Source organism: Halobacillus sp. B23F22_5 (assembly GCF_043497085.1).
GTDB lineage: Bacteria > Bacillota > Bacilli > Bacillales > Halobacillaceae > Thalassobacillus.
Genome location: NZ_JBIEKI010000001.1, coordinates 14232 through 33271 on the forward strand (window position 1 = coordinate 14232; position 19040 = coordinate 33271).

General features: G+C 42.7%; 21 protein-coding genes. 6 read left to right on the forward strand and 15 right to left on the reverse strand.

The features are described 5' to 3' along the window. Positions 1-728 precede the first annotated feature (728 nt). The 3 genes from ACGTN9_RS00080 to ACGTN9_RS00090 form a co-directional block, all read right to left on the reverse strand. Positions 729-1247, reverse strand: coding sequence for a type 1 glutamine amidotransferase domain-containing protein (locus ACGTN9_RS00080; RefSeq protein ID WP_093042023.1), 519 nt, complete (start codon positions 1245-1247; stop codon positions 729-731). Positions 1248-1322: 75 nt separating this feature from the next. Then, the gene (locus ACGTN9_RS00085; RefSeq protein WP_499589329.1) at positions 1323-2645 is read right to left on the reverse strand and encodes a lysine N(6)-hydroxylase/L-ornithine N(5)-oxygenase family protein; all 1323 of its coding nucleotides are present in this window, start codon (positions 2643-2645) and stop codon (positions 1323-1325) included. A 187-nt stretch (positions 2646-2832) separates the two neighbouring features. Then, positions 2833-3273 carry an Rrf2 family transcriptional regulator gene (locus tag ACGTN9_RS00090; protein ID WP_499589331.1) on the reverse strand — a complete coding sequence of 147 codons (441 nt, stop codon included), beginning with the start codon at positions 3271-3273 and terminating at the stop codon, positions 2833-2835. A 221-nt stretch (positions 3274-3494) separates the two neighbouring features. Here ACGTN9_RS00090 and hmpA point away from each other — a divergent pair, with 221 nt between their 5' ends. Beyond that, positions 3495-4733 carry an NO-inducible flavohemoprotein gene (hmpA, locus tag ACGTN9_RS00095; protein WP_499589333.1) on the forward strand — a complete coding sequence of 413 codons (1239 nt, stop codon included), beginning with the start codon at positions 3495-3497 and terminating at the stop codon, positions 4731-4733. A 192-nt stretch (positions 4734-4925) separates the two neighbouring features. On the opposite strand, the gene acsA is transcribed toward hmpA, so the two are convergent. After that, positions 4926-6641, reverse strand: coding sequence for an acetate--CoA ligase (gene acsA, locus ACGTN9_RS00100; protein ID WP_499589335.1), 1716 nt, complete (start codon positions 6639-6641; stop codon positions 4926-4928). Positions 6642-7136: 495 nt separating this feature from the next. Between acsA and queF the strand changes: the two genes are divergently transcribed. Further along, positions 7137-7634: a preQ(1) synthase gene (gene queF / locus ACGTN9_RS00105; protein WP_499589337.1), complete on the forward strand. Its 498-nt coding sequence runs from the start codon at positions 7137-7139 to the stop codon at positions 7632-7634. 51 nt (positions 7635-7685) lie between these two features. Next, complete coding sequence (locus ACGTN9_RS00110) at positions 7686-8318, forward strand: queuosine precursor transporter (RefSeq protein WP_499589339.1); 633 nt, start codon at positions 7686-7688, stop codon at positions 8316-8318. Between the two features lie 60 nt (positions 8319-8378). Here ACGTN9_RS00110 and aldA read toward each other — a convergent pair whose 3' ends face one another. Then, positions 8379-9830, reverse strand: coding sequence for an aldehyde dehydrogenase (aldA, locus tag ACGTN9_RS00115; RefSeq protein WP_499589341.1), 1452 nt, complete (start codon positions 9828-9830; stop codon positions 8379-8381). 143 nt (positions 9831-9973) lie between these two features. On the opposite strand from aldA, the gene ACGTN9_RS00120 reads away from it, so the two are divergent. Continuing rightward, on the forward strand, positions 9974-10165 hold the full coding sequence (locus tag ACGTN9_RS00120; protein ID WP_499589343.1) for a hypothetical protein: 192 nt from the start codon (positions 9974-9976) through the stop codon (positions 10163-10165). On the opposite strand, the gene ACGTN9_RS00125 is transcribed toward ACGTN9_RS00120, so the two are convergent. Beyond that, positions 10155-11066: a DMT family transporter gene (locus tag ACGTN9_RS00125; protein WP_499589345.1), complete on the reverse strand. Its 912-nt coding sequence runs from the start codon at positions 11064-11066 to the stop codon at positions 10155-10157. The genes ACGTN9_RS00120 and ACGTN9_RS00125 overlap by 11 nt on opposite strands. A 108-nt stretch (positions 11067-11174) precedes the next feature. On the opposite strand from ACGTN9_RS00125, the gene ACGTN9_RS00130 reads away from it, so the two are divergent. After that, positions 11175-11765, forward strand: coding sequence for a hypothetical protein (locus tag ACGTN9_RS00130; protein ID WP_499589347.1), 591 nt, complete (start codon positions 11175-11177; stop codon positions 11763-11765). A 176-nt stretch (positions 11766-11941) separates the two neighbouring features. Here ACGTN9_RS00130 and ACGTN9_RS00135 read toward each other — a convergent pair whose 3' ends face one another. The 7 genes from ACGTN9_RS00135 to ACGTN9_RS00165 all read right to left on the reverse strand — a co-directional run bounded on the left by ACGTN9_RS00135 (position 11942) and on the right by ACGTN9_RS00165 (position 16848). Continuing rightward, positions 11942-12493, reverse strand: a complete 552-nt coding sequence (locus tag ACGTN9_RS00135) for a hypothetical protein (protein ID WP_499589349.1) — start codon at positions 12491-12493, stop codon at positions 11942-11944. Positions 12494-12572: 79 nt separating this feature from the next. After that, positions 12573-12914: a YolD-like family protein gene (locus ACGTN9_RS00140; protein WP_499589351.1), complete on the reverse strand. Its 342-nt coding sequence runs from the start codon at positions 12912-12914 to the stop codon at positions 12573-12575. Between the two features lie 102 nt (positions 12915-13016). Beyond that, entirely contained in the window at positions 13017-14114 is a 1098-nt protein-coding gene (locus tag ACGTN9_RS00145) for a sensor histidine kinase (protein WP_499589353.1), read from the reverse strand. Beyond that, positions 14098-14784 carry a response regulator transcription factor gene (locus ACGTN9_RS00150; RefSeq protein ID WP_499590467.1) on the reverse strand — a complete coding sequence of 229 codons (687 nt, stop codon included), beginning with the start codon at positions 14782-14784 and terminating at the stop codon, positions 14098-14100. Before ACGTN9_RS00150 ends, ACGTN9_RS00145 begins: the two co-directional genes overlap by 17 nt. Positions 14785-14814: 30 nt before the next feature. Next, on the reverse strand, positions 14815-15417 hold the full coding sequence (locus ACGTN9_RS00155; protein WP_499589355.1) for a peroxiredoxin family protein: 603 nt from the start codon (positions 15415-15417) through the stop codon (positions 14815-14817). Between the two features lie 28 nt (positions 15418-15445). Next, positions 15446-16183 carry a cytochrome c biogenesis CcdA family protein gene (locus ACGTN9_RS00160; RefSeq protein WP_499589357.1) on the reverse strand — a complete coding sequence of 246 codons (738 nt, stop codon included), beginning with the start codon at positions 16181-16183 and terminating at the stop codon, positions 15446-15448. Beyond that, positions 16180-16848: a hypothetical protein gene (locus ACGTN9_RS00165; RefSeq protein WP_499589359.1), complete on the reverse strand. Its 669-nt coding sequence runs from the start codon at positions 16846-16848 to the stop codon at positions 16180-16182. The genes ACGTN9_RS00160 and ACGTN9_RS00165 overlap by 4 nt, the downstream gene beginning before the upstream one ends. A gap of 200 nt (positions 16849-17048) precedes the next feature. On the opposite strand from ACGTN9_RS00165, the gene ACGTN9_RS00170 reads away from it, so the two are divergent. Continuing rightward, positions 17049-17624: a YkoP family protein gene (locus ACGTN9_RS00170; protein ID WP_499589360.1), complete on the forward strand. Its 576-nt coding sequence runs from the start codon at positions 17049-17051 to the stop codon at positions 17622-17624. A 53-nt stretch (positions 17625-17677) separates the two neighbouring features. Here ACGTN9_RS00170 and ACGTN9_RS00175 read toward each other — a convergent pair whose 3' ends face one another. Continuing rightward, on the reverse strand, positions 17678-18481 hold the full coding sequence (locus ACGTN9_RS00175; RefSeq protein ID WP_499589362.1) for a metallophosphoesterase: 804 nt from the start codon (positions 18479-18481) through the stop codon (positions 17678-17680). Between the two features lie 74 nt (positions 18482-18555). Next, positions 18556-19029 (reverse strand): hypothetical protein, encoded by a 474-nt coding sequence (locus ACGTN9_RS00180; protein WP_499590469.1) that lies wholly within the window; start codon positions 19027-19029, stop codon positions 18556-18558. Positions 19030-19040: the final 11 nt, after the last annotated feature.

Below are 19040 nucleotides of genomic sequence, written 5' to 3' on the forward strand. Positions count from 1 at the left end.
CATAAGTCATATATTTCAGAAAAAGTAGTACTTACGTCACGATAGAATGGTTTTATTTTAGGAAGTATTATTTTCATAAGACGATAATTCAACTAAAGGGCCGGATTATGGAAGACTCAGTTTCAAGATTGTAAAGGTTCGTTACCATAAAAGAGTCAGGGCTGGCTGGGAAACTACTCGCTTTCCTGTGGGGAATCCGGCAAGCCTCCTCAGTCGTTTCACTCCCTGTGGGGTCTCGCCTGGCTCCTTCTCCCACGGGAGTCTCGCAGTTTCCCAACCAACCCATCCGAAGGATGGAGAAACGAACCTCCGCATAGCTGAAGAGATCATCCACGATCACCGAATAATATGGCTTGAGGTTGAAGGTTACATCCCGCTTTTATAAGTAGTTCTCCTTTGGTTGAAGGCCTGCTTATCGATGTTTCCGATTCTCTTATAAACGCAAGGAGATCCGGGAAATTATGAGACTCCTATGGGAAAATAGTACATGGTGAGATCCCGCGGGGCTTTAGCCCGAGGAAGCTCACCGTGCGCCCATGGAAAGCGAGTGATTTCCCGGACCTCCAGAGGCTTCCAACTTTAACGGAAACAGTTTCTCTCGAAACTGAGTCTTCAACAATAGGGAGCTTTAACTGTAAAATCAACAATGAGATTTAACAGAATCCTAATAAAAAATACCTGCGAGACATTGATTGGCCCGCAGGTATTGATACCATCACTTTATTATTTTATTTATCAAGAAGCTTCAATGATTCACGATTGAATGCTGGCAAGTCGTCCGGGTTACGGCTTGTGACTAATTGATCCTGGCAGACGACAACTTCTTGATCCTGATAATCAACACCGGCATATTCCATATCAACAGCGATTGATGTGAAGCCAGTCGCTTTGCGTCCTTCTAATGTTTTAGCCGTAATTAACAGCTGTGGTCCATGGCAAATAGCGAATACTGGTTTCTTTTCATCCATGAAATGCTTGGAGAATTTCACAAATCGTTCGTCCGCGCGCAACTGATCCGGGGAGAACCCTCCAGGCAAGAACAATGCATCAAAGTCTTCCGGGTTGACCTCATCGATACCTTTATCGATTTTTACTGTTGCATCCCCCTGCTTACCTGTCACTTCTTTCCCTGCTTCTTTTTCAATCGTAACTACTTCATGACCAGCTTCTTTGAACTGCTTAGCTGGATCCGTATATTCAACATCTTCGAACATGTCAGTCAATAAGCATGCGATTTTTTTACTCATAACTAAAATGCCTCCTTCATATATCATTTCGTTTATAATGAAGTCACATTTTTGATTTACCCGTCCATTGGTGAGTTAAACATGTTTGTCTTTATCTTCCATTTTAAACTGCTGAAAAATAGCATTTCTTCTATCTTGATAAACTTCTTCCCCAGCAATCTTATTAATGATTTGAACATTGCGACGGACGGCCAGCCCAAGGTTGGTGGCGCCGGCACCGTGGGTATGAGCCAGATTTGTTGCGACAAAAAAATGATGGTTTCTTTCATCATGGAATACAAGACGGGCATCGCGGGTTACGCGATACCGCTTTTCATCCTCCCATTCGATTTTTTCCTTAAAACGATTCATGAACCATTCTGGAATATGAGGTACATACCCCGTCGCCAGTACCACCTTTTCCGTACGGTAATCAAATTTTTCATCCACTTGCCATTGGTGACAGTTGAGCAGATAACCATCACCGTTTCTTTCTATCCCCTTCACTTCTGTCATCGGCTGGATGGTTACGCGCGCTTTTTTATCTCCTGTCGATTTGTGGTAAAGCGTCTTATAGAGCTCTTCCAGGGTATCAGGGTCAATGCCTTTTCGAAGGTTGCCTAACAAGTCCAGCGAATCTTTTCTTTTTTCAAAAGAAAGGTCATGGAAATAATCGACATAATCCGGAGAGAAAAATTCCTGGCCAAGCTTGGCACTTTCCAGCTGGAACAGACCGGAAGAGCGGGTGAATAACGTCAAATGCATGTTGTCACGGTATTCTTGTTCCTGCAATAGATCGAGAAGGACTTCAGCAGCACTTTGACCTGAACCAACGATTGTAACATGGTCGGAAGATAGCAGCTTCCCTTTTTGATACAGGTAATCACTGGTATGTAGTACATCTTCTTCCGGGAACCCTTTCATTCCATCCAGTACCAGCGGCTTGCTGCCCGTACCCATGACGACATGTTTTGCCCGGAAGCTTTTCATTTCTCCACTTTCTACTGCTTTTATCACTACTTCATAATGAGCTTCTTCTGCCTGGTTATGATCGATGACATCTACTACCTCCTGCCCGAACATTAGGCCTTCGAGCTTTTCGACCACCCATTTTAAGTAATCATTATATTCCTGGCGCGGGACTTTGAATTCACTGAAAAAGAAAAATTGAAACATCCTGTTTTGTTCATGCAGGTAATTCAAATATGTATACGGGCTTGTCGGGTCTGCAAGTGTCACGACATCCGCAAGAAACGGCACCTGTAAGTTCATTTTTTCGATCATCATGCCTGGGTGCCAGTCAAATTCAGCTGTCTTATCTATAAACAACCCTTCGAGTTCTGTTTTTTCTAATAATGCAGCTAAACCCAGATTATAAGGCCCAATACCGATGCCTATAACATCATATATTTTGTCCATAGGATTGCTCCTCCCATCTCTTCTCCATGTGAATTTATTATTCTTCTATCATGTTCTGCATAAACTTTTGAAATCATACGCTACGAAATAGTAAAAAACCTGGTTTGTCGCCAATCACTTATGAAGAAAGACTTACTATTAAACTTTCTTAGAGAATAAAAGAAAACCGCCTGAAGAAAGGCGGCGTTTAATCCGTAATGTCCATTAGTTGCCTAAGTCTACTTTTATTGCTTAATAAATCGTGCAGTGTATAATCATCAAGAATTTGCAGGAATGCCTCAAGCGCATCATTCAGCACATGCTTCAGTTTGCAGGCTGGCGTAATTACGCAATGATCAGAGCCACGATCAAAACATTCCAAAAGGATAAAGTCATCTTCCATCTTTCTGACCACATCCCCGACATTTATCTCTTCCGGCCGCTTCGCAAGTTTGATCCCACCCGACCTGCCTCTAATGGTCGTCAGCATGTTTAGCTTGTTCAGCTGATGGACAATCTTACTCAGATGGTTTTCCGAAATATCGAAGACTTTCGATATTTCTTTAATGCTTGCAAGCTCTCCCTCTGGTTTGGAAGCCGTATATATCAGCACGCGAAGCGCATAATCTGTATATTTTTTCAGACGCATGTAGCATACTCCTTAAATAATTTACTTTACATTATCGTATCACAGGTATCTAACGGTTGTCTTATTTGTAAACTAAAATTGTTCCATGTGAAACAGTTAACCAAATTGTCACAAAAACATGCATTTACAATATTGCTTTAGTGCTTATAATGTTTAACAATAAAGATACACGGAAAATACATCTTTAATTACAATAACTTTTTAAAAGGAGTTTTTTTATTATGTCTACAGAAACCTTACCTAAGCTTGATGAGCAAACCATTGCTACGGTAAAAGCTACTGTGCCTGTACTTGCTGAACACGGGGAACAAATTACCACAAGGTTCTATCAAATGATGTTTGAAGCTCACCCGGAGCTGAAGAATGTCTTTAATATGACGCACCAAAAAGAAGGAAAGCAGCCACGTGCGCTTGCTAATGCTGTTTATGCTGCTGCTCAATATATTGATGATTTAAGCGCTATCATGCCTGCAGTCGAAAAAATCGCCCATAAACACCGCAGCATGAATATCGTACCGGAACAGTATCCAATTGTAGGGAAATATTTGCTGCTTGCTATCAAAGACGTGCTAGGTGATGCTGCTACTGATGACATCATCAATGCCTGGGAAAAGGCTTATGGAGTCATCGCAGAGGCATTCATTCAAGTGGAAGCGGACATGTATAAAGAAACTGATGAAGAGACTGGCGGATGGGTCGGCTACCGCGACTTTGAAGTGATTGATAAGGTAAAAGAAAGTGATGTCATTACTTCCTTCTATTTAAAACCAGTAGACGGAGGAGCATTGCCAACCTATAAGCCAGGTCAATATTTGACCATTCAAGCAAAAATGCCGAATGAAGAATACGACCAATTACGCCAATACAGCCTTTCTGATGCCCCAGGCAAAGGTTACTTCCGTATCAGCGTCAAACGCGAGGAAGGAACTGAACAGCTTCCAGAAGGAAAAGTCTCTAATTTCCTTCATAAACATGTAAATGAAGGGGATGTCATTCCTGTCAGTGCCCCTGCGGGTGACTTCTTCCTCGATACGGATTCCAAAAAGCCACTAGTCCTAATCAGTGGTGGTGTCGGGCTTACTCCAATGATGAGTATGCTGCAGACAATCATCAAACAACAAATTGACCGGGAAGTTCATTTCATTCATGCGGCACGTAACGGCAGTGTCCATGCCTTGAAGCACGATATGAAGATGGCTGGGGAAGAATATCCAAACATTAAAACTTATATCGTCTATGACACACCAACAGAAGAGGATATGAAAGAAAAGCTTCATGCTAAAGAAGGGTATGTCGATCTTGAATGGCTTCAATCCATTGTTCCGCAGGATTCCGATTTCTACTTCTGTGGACCAGAAGGATTCATGAAAGCTATTTATGGTTCTTTGAAAGATTGGAACGTTCCTATGGAGCAGATCAATTATGAGTTCTTCGGCCCACAAGGCGATTTGGAAAAATAATTTTGAACAAAAGCGCAAGCGCCTTGTTCACCCCCGACAAGCTTAAGACAAGCCTCGGCGTGACTTTCTTTGTCACAGAGAGGATTGACTTAAGACCTCGAGGGGGTAGGCGCTGGAGCTGGATGAAACCAACCACCTAAAAATTTACAAAAAAGATGCCTGCAATAACGTTGCAGGCATCTTTTTTATTGCTTATTCTTCTAGTGTAGAAGTGTCTCCGGTCGGAAGGCCAAGCTCCCAGGACTTTAGGAGACGACGCATGATTTTACCACTTCGTGTCTTCGGAATCGTGTCTTTGATCTCGATTTCACGAGGAGCCGCATGCGCGCTTAACCCTTTCTTAACGAACTGACGGATATCTTCCAGCAATTCATCGGACTCTTTATAACCATCATTCAATGTGATGAATGCTTTGATGATTTCTCCACGCTCAGGATCCGGCTTACCGATAACCCCGGCTTCAGCAACTGCTTCATGCTCAATCAGCTTACTTTCTACTTCGAATGGTCCGACACGCTCACCAGAGGTGTTGATAACATCATCAAGGCGGCCCTGGAACCAGAAGTAACCGTCTTCATCCATATAAGCACTATCTCCCGATACATACCAGTCACCAAGGAAGTAGCTTTCATACTTGCCAGGATTCTTCCAAACGGCACGCATCATGGACGGCCAGCCTTTTTTCAGTGCCAGGTTCCCCATCCGGTTTGGCGGCAGTTCATTCCCGTCATTATCGACGATTGCCGCTTCTGTTCCAGGGAAAGGTTTACCCATAGAACCTGGACGCATATCCATAGCCGGGTAATTACAGATCATCATGCCACCGGTTTCTGTCATCCACCATGTGTCATGGATTCGCAGATCCAGTGCTTTCAATCCCCAGGTGATAACCTCCGGATTCAGTGGTTCACCGACACTCAAGACATGGCGTAAAGAAGACATATCATGTTTCTTCGCCACATCTTCTCCAGCGCTTACCAGCTTACGGAATGCTGTCGGGGCAGAATACCACACGGTTACATTGTATTTGTCGATGGTACCATACCAATCATCCGGGCTGAAACGTCCACCGCGGATTACATTGGTCACTCCATTTAGCCACGGAGCAAAAATACCGTAGCTTGTACCAGTTACCCAGCCCGGGTCAGCTGTACACCAGTAAGTGTCATCTTCTTTAAGGTCCAATACCCATTTACCAGTTTGATAGTGTTGAAGCATGGCATTGTGTACATGATAGACACCTTTTGGTTTGCCGGTAGAACCGGATGTATAGTGAAGCAGCATGCCATCCTCTAAATCTACCCATTCGATTTCAAAATCTTTGGAAGCCTGCTCCATTTCTTTGTGATAATCGATATAATCACCCGATTGGTCAGGTGCATCCCCAACAAGGACGATTTTTTTCAGATTTGGCAGTTCATCAACCGGAACACGCTCCAATAATTCCGGAGTAGTGACAAGCATGCTTGCCTCACTATCTTCCAAACGGTCGCGTACGGCCTGCTCCATAAATGCCTCAAACAAAGGCCCTGCGATTGCACCAGTTTTCAAGATTCCAAGAAACGCAGCGTAAAATTCAGGGCTTCTGTGCATGAATAAGAAAACACGGTCACCCTTCTCTACGTTATATTTTTTCAATACATTCGCAAATTGGTTACTTTTGAATTTCAAATCTTCAAAGGTTAGTTTCTCTTCACGATTGGGAGCTGAATAAATCAGAGCGGTCTGATCCTTTTTATCAGGGTTGTCCGCATGGCGATCGATTGCCTCATAAGCGATGTTTACTTTACCTGTTTCACTCCAAGAGAATTGGCTTTTGACACTATCCCATTGGAACTGATCATATGTTTCTTTGTAGTCTTTCATATTGTGATTGCCTTCACGTGCTGGAATTGGTTGCATGTCCATAGAATCACCTCATTTAATAATTTATAAACGGTTTCTTACCTAAGTAAAAAAACACTCGCTACACTTATGTTCGGCAGAGCTCCTATTTGGATTTTTCTAAAAATTCGTGAATTACTTTTTATTTTAGAATACTTCGGCAAAGTTTTAAAGTAATAAGGGATAAGTTTTGCCAGATTGGTGAAAAAGCATCACATAATCATACTCTTGATTGACAGGAACAGGAAGGAACCCTATAATAAATAAGGTTGTAATTAAATAAAATCCGTAACACACGGGAGAGGTTCTTAGCGACACCCTCGATAAAAAACTAAGGATATATGATGATGTCAGAGACCATATCCCTTAGGGTGTGGTCTTTTTTGTACTTTAGGAAAGTTTAACTTGGTTAAAGGGTTAAAGTATAAAAAAAGGCTAAAGCTTTCGCTATAAGTACTTGGCGACAAGCCAGGTTTTTCTAAATGAAATGGATACAAGCATATAAAGGAGGCAATCAATATGGCTGGACGAAAAGATGAAGATTTAAAAGATTTATCCCTGCTGGGCAGTCAAGGGACGAACTATTCCTTCGACTACGACCCCGATGTACTTGAGACTTTTGATAACCAGCATCCAAACCGGGATTACTTTGTAAAGTTCAATTGCCCTGAGTTTACTACACTCTGTCCAAAGACAGGTCAGCCCGACTTTGCGACGATTTATATCAGTTACATTCCAGATGAAAAGATGGTCGAAAGCAAATCGCTGAAGCTTTACCTCTTCAGTTTTCGGAATCACGGGGATTTCCATGAGGATAGTGTCAACATCATAATGAATGACCTGATTGAGCTAATGGATCCGCGTTATATCGAAGTATGGGGCAAATTCACGCCACGAGGCGGTATTTCCATCGACCCATACTGCAACTATGGCAAGCCTGGCACGAAGTTCGAACAAATGGCAGAGCAACGACTCTTCAATCACGATCTATATCCTGAAAAAATCGACAACCGTTAGACGAGGGTAACGTTTAGAAAGTTTGCTCCCTTTGATAAGGAGAGGAATCAGATGTTCATTTATTTAAATGCATTATTTGTAGGTTTATTGATTTTAGCTAATATTTTAGGGGTAAAGCTGTTTTCAGTTGGCGGGTACGTACTTCCTGCTGCTGTCATTGTATATGTTGTCACTTATCTGATCACCGATGTAATCGGGGAAGTATACGGTAAAGAAGCAGCCAGGAAAACGGTACAGGCCGGATTTTTCACCCAGGTGATTGCGCTTATTTTTATTTTTGTAGCGATTCAGCTTCCAGCAGCACCATTTTTCCAATCACAGACCGAATTTGAAACGATTCTCGGTGGCAGCTTCCGGGTGATGCTGGCAAGCCTGGTGTCTTATGTCGCCAGTCAAAATTTCGACGTATTCATCTTCCATCGGTTGAAAAAGAAACATGGTGAACAGAAGCTGTGGCTCAGAAACAATCTATCGACGATGTCGAGCCAGCTGATTGATACCGTAGTATTTATTACCATTGCATTTGCCGGCACCATGCCGACAGGAGCGTTGTTAGGAATGATCGGTACGCAATATGTATTCAAATTCCTTATCGCAGCTGTCGACACCCCAATCGCCTACATGTTAGTGAAAGCAGCCAGAAAAGATAAGCTAAGCTTCCAGTTAGCAGAATCCATGAAATAAAGCTAAGCCCAGCAGTTATCGATACTGCTGGGCTTTTTGTAGTTGCCATATATTGATTCTTTATTGTTTATCGTCTTTGTACTGCATGTAGACGGTTTGGGTGACGAGGAAGTCTTCTACGCCATGCTTACCATCAGCGCCGCCAAGTCCGGATTGTCTCATTCCGGCATGGTAGCCCTGGACTGCTTCGAAGTTTTCCCGGTTGATGAACGTCTCACCGAACTTCAATTCGTTCACGACACGCATCGCTTCATGGTAATTCTCCGTATACACGGACGAAGATAATCCATAAACCGTGTCGTTACCCTTTTCAATCGCTTCATCCAACGTGGAGAAGGTAGTCACCGGAATCACAGGACCAAAAATCTCGTCCTGGATGATTTCCATATCCTGCTTCACATTTTTCAGGATGGTCGGCTTATAGAAGAAGCCTTTCTCAAACTCCTGCGGCCGCTCGCCGCCAGTTACTACTTCAGCTCCGGCATCGACAGCGTTCGTAACCATCTCTTCGACGGTCTCCCTGCGGTCTTCACTTACTAATGGACCGACATCGGCTTCTTTATTCTTCAGCGGATCGCCAATGGTCACGTCTTCGATTTTTTCTTTCAGTATTTCTAAAAATTCCTCTGCTACACTTTCGTGAACATATACCCGCTCCGCGTTAGTGCAGGCTTGTCCATTATTTGCAATACGGGAAGCTTTAATATTTTCGGCGGCAAGATCAAGGTCAGCATTTTCTGTGACAATGGCTGGGGCCTTCCCACCTAACTCCAGGTTTACTTTCGTAATGTTTTGAGCAGCTGCCTCCATTACCTTTGTACCTGCCGGAATGCTTCCGGTCATCGTCACCATATGGACTTTTTCATGGGAAGCAAGGGCGTTACCAATTTCAGAGCCTGTGCCGGTTACAAGGTTGTACACGCCTTTTGGAATTTCGCTCATCTCATCAATGATTTTTGTAAATTCCATCGCAGTATTTGGTGTCTGCTGGCTCGGCTTCAATACGATTGTACAGCCGGTGACTAATGCGGTTGCTACTTTACGAGCCAAAATGAACATCGGGAAGTTCCACGGGACAATACCGCCGATGACACCGATCGGTTTTTTATAAATGTGAATATGCTCATTCGGGCGATCACTTGGTACGATTTCCCCTTCAATTCGGCGCGCCCATTCCGACATGTAACGGAAGTAATCAATCGCAAGATCGATTTCTCCGCTCGCCAGTTCATAATCTTTCCCTTGCTCTTCCTGCAGCAGTTCAATGAACCGGTCGCGTTTCGCTTCGATTCGGTCACCGATTTCACGTACGATTTTTCCACGTTCAATATTTGGCTTCAGCTCCCAGTCTTTCTGAGCATTGAACGCCGCTTTGACAGCACGATCGATATCTTCCTTCGTGCCGCGGGGTGTCTGTGAGATCACCTCTTCTGTTGCTGGATTGATGATATCGAGCCATTCATCTCCAGTAGATTCAATATATTGACCATCAATGTATATATGGGTTTGCAAGATAATCCTCCTCTTAATCAGGATGTGTTTTCCTGTAAATTATCTTCCACCCAAAGTCCTGTCTTAAACACGTGTATCGGCTCATGCGCTTTGATGATAGTAGCGTTATACTTAAAAGAACCAATCGATTGGGGTGACTTCACATGGGCCAAAAAAATATGATTTCCTGGATGTTTGTTACGGTAGGAATTATTAATGCTCTCACAGGTGCCGTCATGTTGTTTGTCATCAATGAAAAAATCATCAGCTTCATCTTCTTAGCCTCAAGCGTCATTTTTTTGTTGGCAGGAAGGGTTGCATGGAATGAAAACCATGGAGAGGGAGCTAAGGAGTAGCTTTCTCTTCCTTTTTTTGTCTTCTTTTTCGTGTGGTCATGTAGACGCCGCCTAACACGAGAGCCCCTCCCAGAAACTGCGCTGACGTCATTGCTTCTCCTAAGAAAACAAAGGCCATAATCGCTGTAACAACCGGTATCAAATTCAAGAATACAGATGCTTTGGAAGGGCCGATCATGGCGACTGCCTGGTTCCATGCCAGCAAGGCGATCACAGCAGGAAACACCCCTGTATAAAGTACACTCCAAACCACTTTTGCTGACCAGTCGATGTCAAAGCCGCCTGGGATCCATTCCAGTATCGCGGATAACACAAGCAACGTTCCATTTCCCATCGCGAGCATAAATAACAAACTGCCATACATGGGAAACTTGGATCCATGTTTATTGACTAATAGTGAATAAAACGCCCAGCTTATTACTGCCATCAGCATGATTAAATCCCCTATATTGAACCCTAGCTCAACGAGAACCCCCAGAGATCCTTGCGTGATGATATAGAGCACCCCTGAAAATGAAATGACCACCCCAGTTACCTGTAAGCCTGTGAACCTTTCCCTGAGAAACAAAAAGCTGAGCACCATGGCAACCGATGGGGTAAGCGCTTCAACGATTGATGCATTAATAGTGGTTGTATAGTTCAATGAGGTATAAACCAAGGCAGGAAAAAGCACAACGCCGGTCAGTGCCATTCCATATAACGCTTTCCAATTTTTCAACATTAATGAACGTGCATATTTGAACTCCTGCCTTGCAAAGATCAACAGCACCAGCAAGGCTATCAGCGTACGTAACCAGGCTAACGTAAATGGGGCGATTTCCGCCGTTGCGACTTTGCCGGCAATGAAATTTCCTGAAAATAAAATAATGGCGAGCATGACGAAAGCATACGCTTTCCACATAGGCTGGCACCTGCCTTTTCATATGGGAAAATAAGGTTGTTAAAACCATTTTTTGACTATATAATGAGTTAAACTATTTTATATAAATTTTATATAGGAGATTAGCTTATGTATGGTTATGACCAAGAATCGCAATGGACTTATCTGACCATTGGAATTATCATTATAGCATTCATGCTCAGCATTCTTGCCCCAGTCACTTTAATGACCATCCTGCAGGATATTTTCCACTTTTCGAGAAGTCATTGGATTTTCATGGCTCCTATTTCCGCCTATATTATGCTTGGAGCAAGCTTTGTCTGGATCGGATTACTTTTGATATTGTTTTTGATTTTGCGATCAAAGCGTAAAAAACCTCCTGTGTGGGTACTTGCTATAGGTATTCCTGTTGCTGAGCTTTTCTTTGTTTTATCGATCAACAATTATTATTACTTCCAGGACCAGGGGATCACTTACAACCCTCTATTTTCTATTTCCCCCCAACATTATCAATGGGAAGACATCGAAAGAATCAATCAGATCTATGATAAAAGCGAAGGCACGATTTTCTTGAAAGATATGCTCTTTCAATTGAAAAATGGGAAGGACATCACATTCAACTATCGTCCGGAATTCTGGGAGCATCGCGATAGCATCTTAACGAAAGCCCGGGAAGGTGGTGCTGTAACGACAGATAATTTGGCTGAACTCAGAAAGTGACCAGCCTATTAAACGTATTGTCCAAGCGCATGCAGATATCCAAAAGACTCTTACCTTCGAAAAGGTAAGAGTCTTTATTTTACTTTAAGAAAGTTTAACTTTGTTAAAGGATTAAAGTATAAGAAAATACTAAGGCTTTCGCCATAAGTACTTGGCGACAAGCCAAGTTTTTCTAATCAGCCATTGACTGGTGTCTCTGTCACATCCCAGACCTCTTTATAGTTGGTATAATCATTGATGGCTATATCGAGATCATGAAAGTAACGATGTGCCTGTATGATATTGTTCTCATCTTGTGACCCATTCGCTATTTTTTCTAAATAACTGGATACCGCTTCCATATCCGCCTGTAAAGTCGGAGGATCCTCGAAGGTTTTGCTTTTGATATAAGATAAAAAGCGGCTTGCTTGTTCGCTTTGTGCCTTCCAGTCTACTCCGTCATCCAGTTCACCATATCCCGTCGTATCATTATAGAAGCTATGGGCTATGGAGATTAAATCCCCGGCGTCTTCAAATGTTGTTTTGCTTGATGTTTCGCTTGCTTCCGCTTCCTTGCCTGATTCTGACTGAGACTTTTCTTCTGCTTCACTGGTTTCTGTAGCGGCTTTCTCCGTATCGTCATTCCCATTGATATCGGTAAATATCATTACTCCGAAAAAGCCAAGCGCACCTGCCAATAGTATAAGTAAGATGGTCATTAAGCCTTTAAAACTGAATAGTCTACCCATGTCAATCCCCTTTATTAAGCTATTACCACCAAGCTTAATATAAGCAGGATAATATTTCAATTATTTTCCTTTTCTGCTTTTAACGAATGGCAATATCGACAATGTCGTTCAAGTCTACCGTGAACGTGTGTTTAGTCGCTTCTTCTGTCCCATGAAGCTCTTTTCGGACGGAACAAATGGAATTGATTTTACCTCGGCGCCGCTCATGATCAAAACCATTATGATAGGTCAGTTCGACTGTCAGGTTATCATTCAATGCGCGCTGCAGGAGAAAGTCGATTTCCACTGCTTTTTGTTCATCAATAATCCCTTTTTCTACTCGTTCATCCTCTTTCCATAGTTCTTTCACCAACTGTACATGCTCTGGCAGCATCAATGACGTCCATTTGATGGTTCCACGATCTTTATTATGCTTATCCATCCTACACCCTCCCGTCATTTCGAACGTTTGTTCTCATTATATATAATTACAACGGCAGGGTAAAGCTTATTTCACAGAATGTCAAAAGTTGACATTTTCTCCTTACATTCGCTTTGGAAGTGGAAGTGTGAAATAAAAGGTGTGATAGTAGCCATCCGTCGTCAACTGCAGCGTCCCGTTATGCTGCTCGATGATTTCTTTACTGATGGCCAGACCAAGCCCGCTCCCCCCTGTTTCCCGGCTTCTCGAAACCTCGATACGATAGAAACGTTCAAAAATCGCTGCCTGATTTTCTTCGGATATAAAGGAGCCTGGACCTGAAACAGACAGCTTATATTCTGTTTCCAAACGCTCTCCGGTGATGTGAATAGCTCCCTTGCCCTGATAGTATTGGATAGCATTTTGTAACAGGTTGGTTAATACTTGCTGAATGCCCTCCCGATGAATGAACAACCGGCTTTCATCCAATTGACACACCACATCAATTTGTTGATTGGAAAGTTCCCATTCAAATAAATTCACACAGTTAGCCGCTAATTCCTTTATGTCTACCATTTCACGCTTTGGATAAGACTGCTCGCCAAGGCTGTCCCATTCCTTCACTTGATGAAGCTGCTGCATCATGTTGGTGATGCGTTTCGCCTCAAGATGGAGGGACTGATAAAGTTCTGGCGATCCTTCAATTACCCCTTTACTCAGGCCTTCGAGATAGCCATTAATGTTGGAGAGCGGGGTACGTAGTTCGTGTGCCATATCGGTCAGCATTTTGTTACGATTTTGTTCATTTTCCCGCAATAAAATAATCAGTTCATTATAATGCTCGACAAGCTGACCGATTTCATCCTTACTGTTTGTCTCGAGTACAGCCGGATAGGTACCATCTTTCAGGCTTTTCATGGACCGGGTCAATTCAGTGATCGGCTGCATCATCCGCTTCATCATAAAGTAATGAATCAGGCTGCCAGCGACAATAGCAATGAAGCTGAATATCCATAAATACTGAAACAATGTCGAGTTGAAGCTTAGCTGGCGAGCCGTTCCGACATCCGTAATTCTGTCCACCAGAAAGCAAGCGCTCTGGTAGACAGCAACACCACTTAAGAGAATAAATAGCGAAATAATAATAATATTAGTGATCGTCAGTCTCCAGAGTAATTGTGTGGCCATTTTTTCTCGCCAGGCTTTAATTTTCTGCCACAAATTTATACCCCATTCCTCTTACTGTGATAATCCGCTCAGGTTTCGCAGGGTTTTCCTCAACTTTTCTCCTAAGCTTTTTCACATGGACATCGATGGTCCGTTCAAAAATATCATTTTCCCCATAAGGATTGATGTGGTTAAGCAAGTGTTCCCGGGAAAGTACGATGTTCGGATTCTCCATGAATACATAGAGAAGATTAAATTCATAGTTCGTTAAATGGAGTGGATCCCCATTCAAGGTGACTTCCCCTTTACGCGGCTTAATACTCAATCCCTTATAAGTGATTTTCTGGCAGTGCTGTCCGGTTCGGCGTAATACCGCTTCAACATGGGCGACCAGTTCTTCAGGGCTGAACGGTTTCGTTATATAATCGTCAGCACCCATTTTAAGTCCGGCAATTTTATCTTCGGTACGTGCTTTTGCCGATAACATAATGATGGAAACCTCTCGTGGTGCTTGACTTTTCACCCAACGACAAAATGCTTCCCCGCTTACCTTGGGAAGCATCAAGTCTAAAATGATCAGACAGGGGTCATGGGAATAGTACATGTCTTTCGCTTTTTCCCCATCCTCTGCTTTCACTACGTCATAACCCGCTTTCTCTAAATAAATTGCTACCAGGTCCATGATCATCGGGTCGTCTTCTACCACTAAAATTTTTTGTTTTATCATATAATCACCATTCGTTAATGATCAGAGTTAATCCATTTGCTCGTATTGCTGGAGCATCAGATCATAATTCATTGCTCCTAAAGCAACATACTGAATATAGCCCTTCGAGTCGATAAAGTAGGAGGTCGGAATCGGTTTTATTTGATATTGATTGGCAACCGCAATATTTTCATCCATTAAAACCGGGAAAGTCAATCCAAATTCATCCACAAACTTTCCGACATCGTCACGAGAGCTTTCTGTTTGAGTCAAGTTAATGGCAAGTATCTCGATGTCTTCGTTTTCATAAAATTTTTGCATATCTGGCATTTCAGCACGGCATGGCGGACACCAGGTTGCCCAGAAGTTGAGCATTACCTTTTTCCCACGGTAATCGGAAAGCTTTACGGTTTCACCTTCCATGGTCTTCAGTTCAAAATCAGGAGCCTTCTGCCCTTTTTCAAGGCCAACTTCCCCTCCACCTGAAGCAGTTTCGTTTTCCGCAGCTGTGTCTTCTTCAGGGCCGTCCCCTGCTACTCTCATCTGTGGTTCTTTTTCTCCGTTATCAGCAGTTTCTTTGTCACCTAGCATATCATATACCGCCCAGCCCAGCATAGCTATAACGATTCCGATCAGAATTCCTTTTTTCATGCCTCACAACCGCCTCCTTTTATAAGAATTAACCAAGGTTTCCTAACCATGTATCCTGTACTAAACGCAGTAACATATTCGACAACCGTGCCATCTGCCCGGTGTATAACAGCACACCCATGATGATCATGACACCGCCGCCGACTTTCATTATTTTTTCACTGTACCGGACAACCCAGCGGGCAGATCCCAGGAAGAACGAGAACAATAAGAACGGAAGAGCGAATCCAAGTACATACATGATCGTGTAAATAAGCCCTTGTGTTGGATCTGTAGCTGCGAGCACAAGAATAGAAGCAAAGATTGGGCCGATACAAGGTGTCCAGCCTGCGGCAAATCCCATTCCGACGAAAGCCGTACCAAGGAGTCCTGCCGGTTTTTGGGTACTTCGCAGGCGTTTATCTTTCATCAGCCATTTGAAACTGACCCAGCCGCCAACGAACAAGCCCATCAATATGATGAATACACCTGCAATTCGCTGGATCAATAGACCGGATTGTCCGGACAACAGTCCTTGAATGTAACTTCCCAGAAAGGAAGCGCCAATACCTAACGCAATAAAAATCGATGATACTCCAATAAGGAAAAATATCGAGTGTAATAAAATGTTGGTCCGGACTTTAGCATCTTTCTTATCCTGGATTTCTTTCACGCTCATTCCTGTTATGTAGGAAAGATAAGCAGGAAGCAAGGGCAAGGTACATGGCGATAAGAATGATATCGCTCCTGCACCGAAAGCGAGCCAGATTGTTACATCAGAAGTCATGTGATGACCACCTTCCGTCTAGTCAATATTTCGATTACTATCGCGGCTGCAATGAGAGCCAATAAGAACCAGCTATCCACCATCACTCCAAATAACGTGGGAAATGGCGCAATAAAAGCAAGCAGCCATTTACTGAAGATCCACGCCATCCAAATATAAATGACATGGCTGGTTTTAAAGATATGAAACGCGAACAACAGCACAAACACACTTAATACCAAAAGTTCCAGGATAACAGGAAGAACCATCCCATTTTGCAGCAGCATGGTATCGAGGAATGTTTTTAACAAGAGTGCAGGAAGAAATACCATTAATCCGCTAAATAACAGTTCCCGACCATCCATCTTTCTTTTTCGTAATAAAGACATGGCATGGACAAAGGTGAGTACTGCCGCTAAGTAAAACTCATTTTTACCACTGGGATAGGCCAATATTGCCGGCGGGTCCTGTATGAACAGCGAAAAATGAAAAACAATCTTCCCAAAAAAATACGTAAACACAAATGTCAGCAGCAGTGAAAACAGGCTATCTTCCATCTGCTTCTGCTTTTCTTTAGCAAAGCGGGAATAATAGCGGTAAAACAAGCCCCCTGCTATTATACTGACAATCGTGATGATCCATGAACTTTTTATAATGAGCGGTCCTACTACCCATGCTGATGGCATAACATTCTTCCTTTTTATTGAAATATCATGATAAAAACAATTATAAAATACATTTGTTAACGGTTTATGAACAAAAATAAAAGCGTAAGCGACATATTGTACGAACGCCAGGATTGTAAAAACACCGCAATTTCCCACCTATAAAACCACTGGAAACACCAAACACTAAGCTTTGTAACATTATAAGGAGGTGTTTACCAGTGAGACAATACATTGTAGATATCTGGACACTTTTTGATCCGATATACTACCGGATAGCCCGGCTGACGTACATCAAACCGAACAATACAACCATCAAAAATGTTTTCCGTGTCCGCATCGCAGATTATAAAGGAGAAATGGTGATCCTTAAAGATGGAACCCGGATTCAAAAACATGATAAAGTATTGAAAATTCATTTGCACAATATCCGTCTCATCAACGAGATGCGGAAAATGGATAATGAAATCCATAAAGCCATGCACATTTATAAATCCGTACGAGAATCTTTACCGGATCTTGCCGACTATATACGCAAGCACCAGCAGAACAGCAAGATCACCGGTGTCATGGGGATTACGGCTATCCACAAAGGATGTCATCGGCTTGGGTTTGAAACAGCCGCCATCACTAACCCTTATTACCGTTTCATGAAATTTTTATCATTCATAGCCATTAGTACCTTGTGTATGCGTCCTCCTTCTTTAGGATACCTGAAAAACCACCAGCCTAACTACATTTTCATCTCAAAAGAACAGTTGCAAAACAGGTATCTTAACAAAATTGACACAAATTAAAGATAAGAGCTAAGGAACTGGCTTCTCCCAGTCCTTAGCTCTTTTAAAATCGATTATTCTGCTATTTGGTGCATGGTGACTTCGGGACGGCTTCCTACGCGGATGTTGAGCCCGGTCTGTCCCAGACCTTCACTGATATAAAAGGATCTTCCCTTATGTTTATGAAGTCCTTTAATCATATTCATTCGTGGCAGTTTACCCATTTTCACCAGATGATAGGCTTTCGGGTACAAAATCTGACCGCCGTGGAAATGACCGGATAATAAATAATCAAAATGGTAGTCATCCATTTCCAGTACCACATTCGGATCATGCGTCAAGACAAGGTTATATCCACTATCAATGCCTTCATAGGAAGATTTTAAGTCACTATGACCCGTACTGTAATTATCGATTCCAATGATATTAATTCTACGTCCATTAATAAGAATTGCTTCGTTGGCGTTCTGCAATACCTTACAATGGTGTGATTCCAAGGTCTGCTTCAATCGTTTGAAATTATGTGGACGGAGCACGTAATCATGATTGCCGAACACTGCGTATATGCCGTACTTTGGATTCAAGTCGTTAAGGACTTCCAAATAAGGGATAAGTTTTGGAATGGTCCATTTCCGGTCAAGAAAATCACCGGTCAACGCGATCATATCATAGGGTTCATGTTTCAGTTTTTCATAGAGCTGAGCGGGGCTGATGGAGATATTTTCTAAATGAAGATCGGATAAATGCAAAATATGAAGAGGAGCGGCTGTGTTATCTGATTTCACTTCCACCTTATTAATTTTTACTTCTTGTGTGTTTTTGTATGCCATATAGCCGCCAGCCACAAGCAGCGGCAATAATAGTGCAATCCAAATCATGACCTCCACCTCCTCTCCCTATTATACAAGGAACCAGATGATGGAGGACTAGCAATTGATGGATAGCTTACCAGCTAGCCATTGTTGGGTGCCATGACACGAAGCATTATCGCTCGTAATAATAACCCTATGATGAGACCTGGAATAACAAACAGCATGGGAAGCCAGACAGGTCCGAATAAAATCCCGAACAGCTTCAACTTTGATGAGTAGACCAGCCCTACCGTTACAAAATAGGCAGAAAAAACGAAAGGCAAGAAAGAAAGCTTCGGTGGTTCGGCGGCATAGGCGTCTTTATAGGCATCCCAGATGGTGAACATATAAAGACAAGGATAAAACATCAACCATTGAAAATTCGTGACTTCGATCGCTTTATCAATTTCACCAAGGTAACTGTAGATAATAGCTGTGTTGAACTTACTATACAAATTGACGATGACCTCTAACACAATAAAAAAAATTCCTTTTACAAGCTGACGGTTCAGCAATTGCCCAAATCCCGGAAAGGCGATACTCCATAGCAAGACTTCCAGCGGCGAATGTCTCATAGCAGACACCG

Bases quoted from the DNA above. Each gene is read 5' to 3' on its own strand.
- ACGTN9_RS00180 (WP_499590469.1), bottom strand. From the start codon at position 19,029: ATGAGACATTCGCCGCTGGAAGTCTTGCTATGGAGTATCGCCTTTCCG.
- ACGTN9_RS00135 (WP_499589349.1), bottom strand. From the start codon at position 12,493: ATGGGTAGACTATTCAGTTTTAAAGGCTTAATGACCATCTTACTTATA.
- ACGTN9_RS00125 (WP_499589345.1), bottom strand. From the start codon at position 11,066: ATGTGGAAAGCGTATGCTTTCGTCATGCTCGCCATTATTTTATTTTCA.
- ACGTN9_RS00080 (WP_093042023.1), bottom strand. From the start codon at position 1,247: ATGAGTAAAAAAATCGCATGCTTATTGACTGACATGTTCGAAGATGTT.
- ACGTN9_RS00130 (WP_499589347.1), top strand. From the start codon at position 11,175: ATGTATGGTTATGACCAAGAATCGCAATGGACTTATCTGACCATTGGA.
- queF (WP_499589337.1), top strand. From the start codon at position 7,137: ATGGCTGGACGAAAAGATGAAGATTTAAAAGATTTATCCCTGCTGGGC.
- ACGTN9_RS00110 (WP_499589339.1), top strand. From the start codon at position 7,686: ATGTTCATTTATTTAAATGCATTATTTGTAGGTTTATTGATTTTAGCT.
- acsA (WP_499589335.1), bottom strand. From the start codon at position 6,641: ATGGACATGCAACCAATTCCAGCACGTGAAGGCAATCACAATATGAAA.
- ACGTN9_RS00165 (WP_499589359.1), bottom strand. From the start codon at position 16,848: ATGCCATCAGCATGGGTAGTAGGACCGCTCATTATAAAAAGTTCATGG.
- ACGTN9_RS00085 (WP_499589329.1), bottom strand. From the start codon at position 2,645: ATGGACAAAATATATGATGTTATAGGCATCGGTATTGGGCCTTATAAT.
- ACGTN9_RS00160 (WP_499589357.1), bottom strand. From the start codon at position 16,183: ATGACTTCTGATGTAACAATCTGGCTCGCTTTCGGTGCAGGAGCGATA.
- ACGTN9_RS00120 (WP_499589343.1), top strand. From the start codon at position 9,974: ATGGGCCAAAAAAATATGATTTCCTGGATGTTTGTTACGGTAGGAATT.
- ACGTN9_RS00090 (WP_499589331.1), bottom strand. From the start codon at position 3,273: ATGCGTCTGAAAAAATATACAGATTATGCGCTTCGCGTGCTGATATAT.
- ACGTN9_RS00155 (WP_499589355.1), bottom strand. From the start codon at position 15,417: ATGAAAAAAGGAATTCTGATCGGAATCGTTATAGCTATGCTGGGCTGG.
- hmpA (WP_499589333.1), top strand. From the start codon at position 3,495: ATGTCTACAGAAACCTTACCTAAGCTTGATGAGCAAACCATTGCTACG.
- ACGTN9_RS00175 (WP_499589362.1), bottom strand. From the start codon at position 18,481: ATGATTTGGATTGCACTATTATTGCCGCTGCTTGTGGCTGGCGGCTAT.
- ACGTN9_RS00140 (WP_499589351.1), bottom strand. From the start codon at position 12,914: ATGGATAAGCATAATAAAGATCGTGGAACCATCAAATGGACGTCATTG.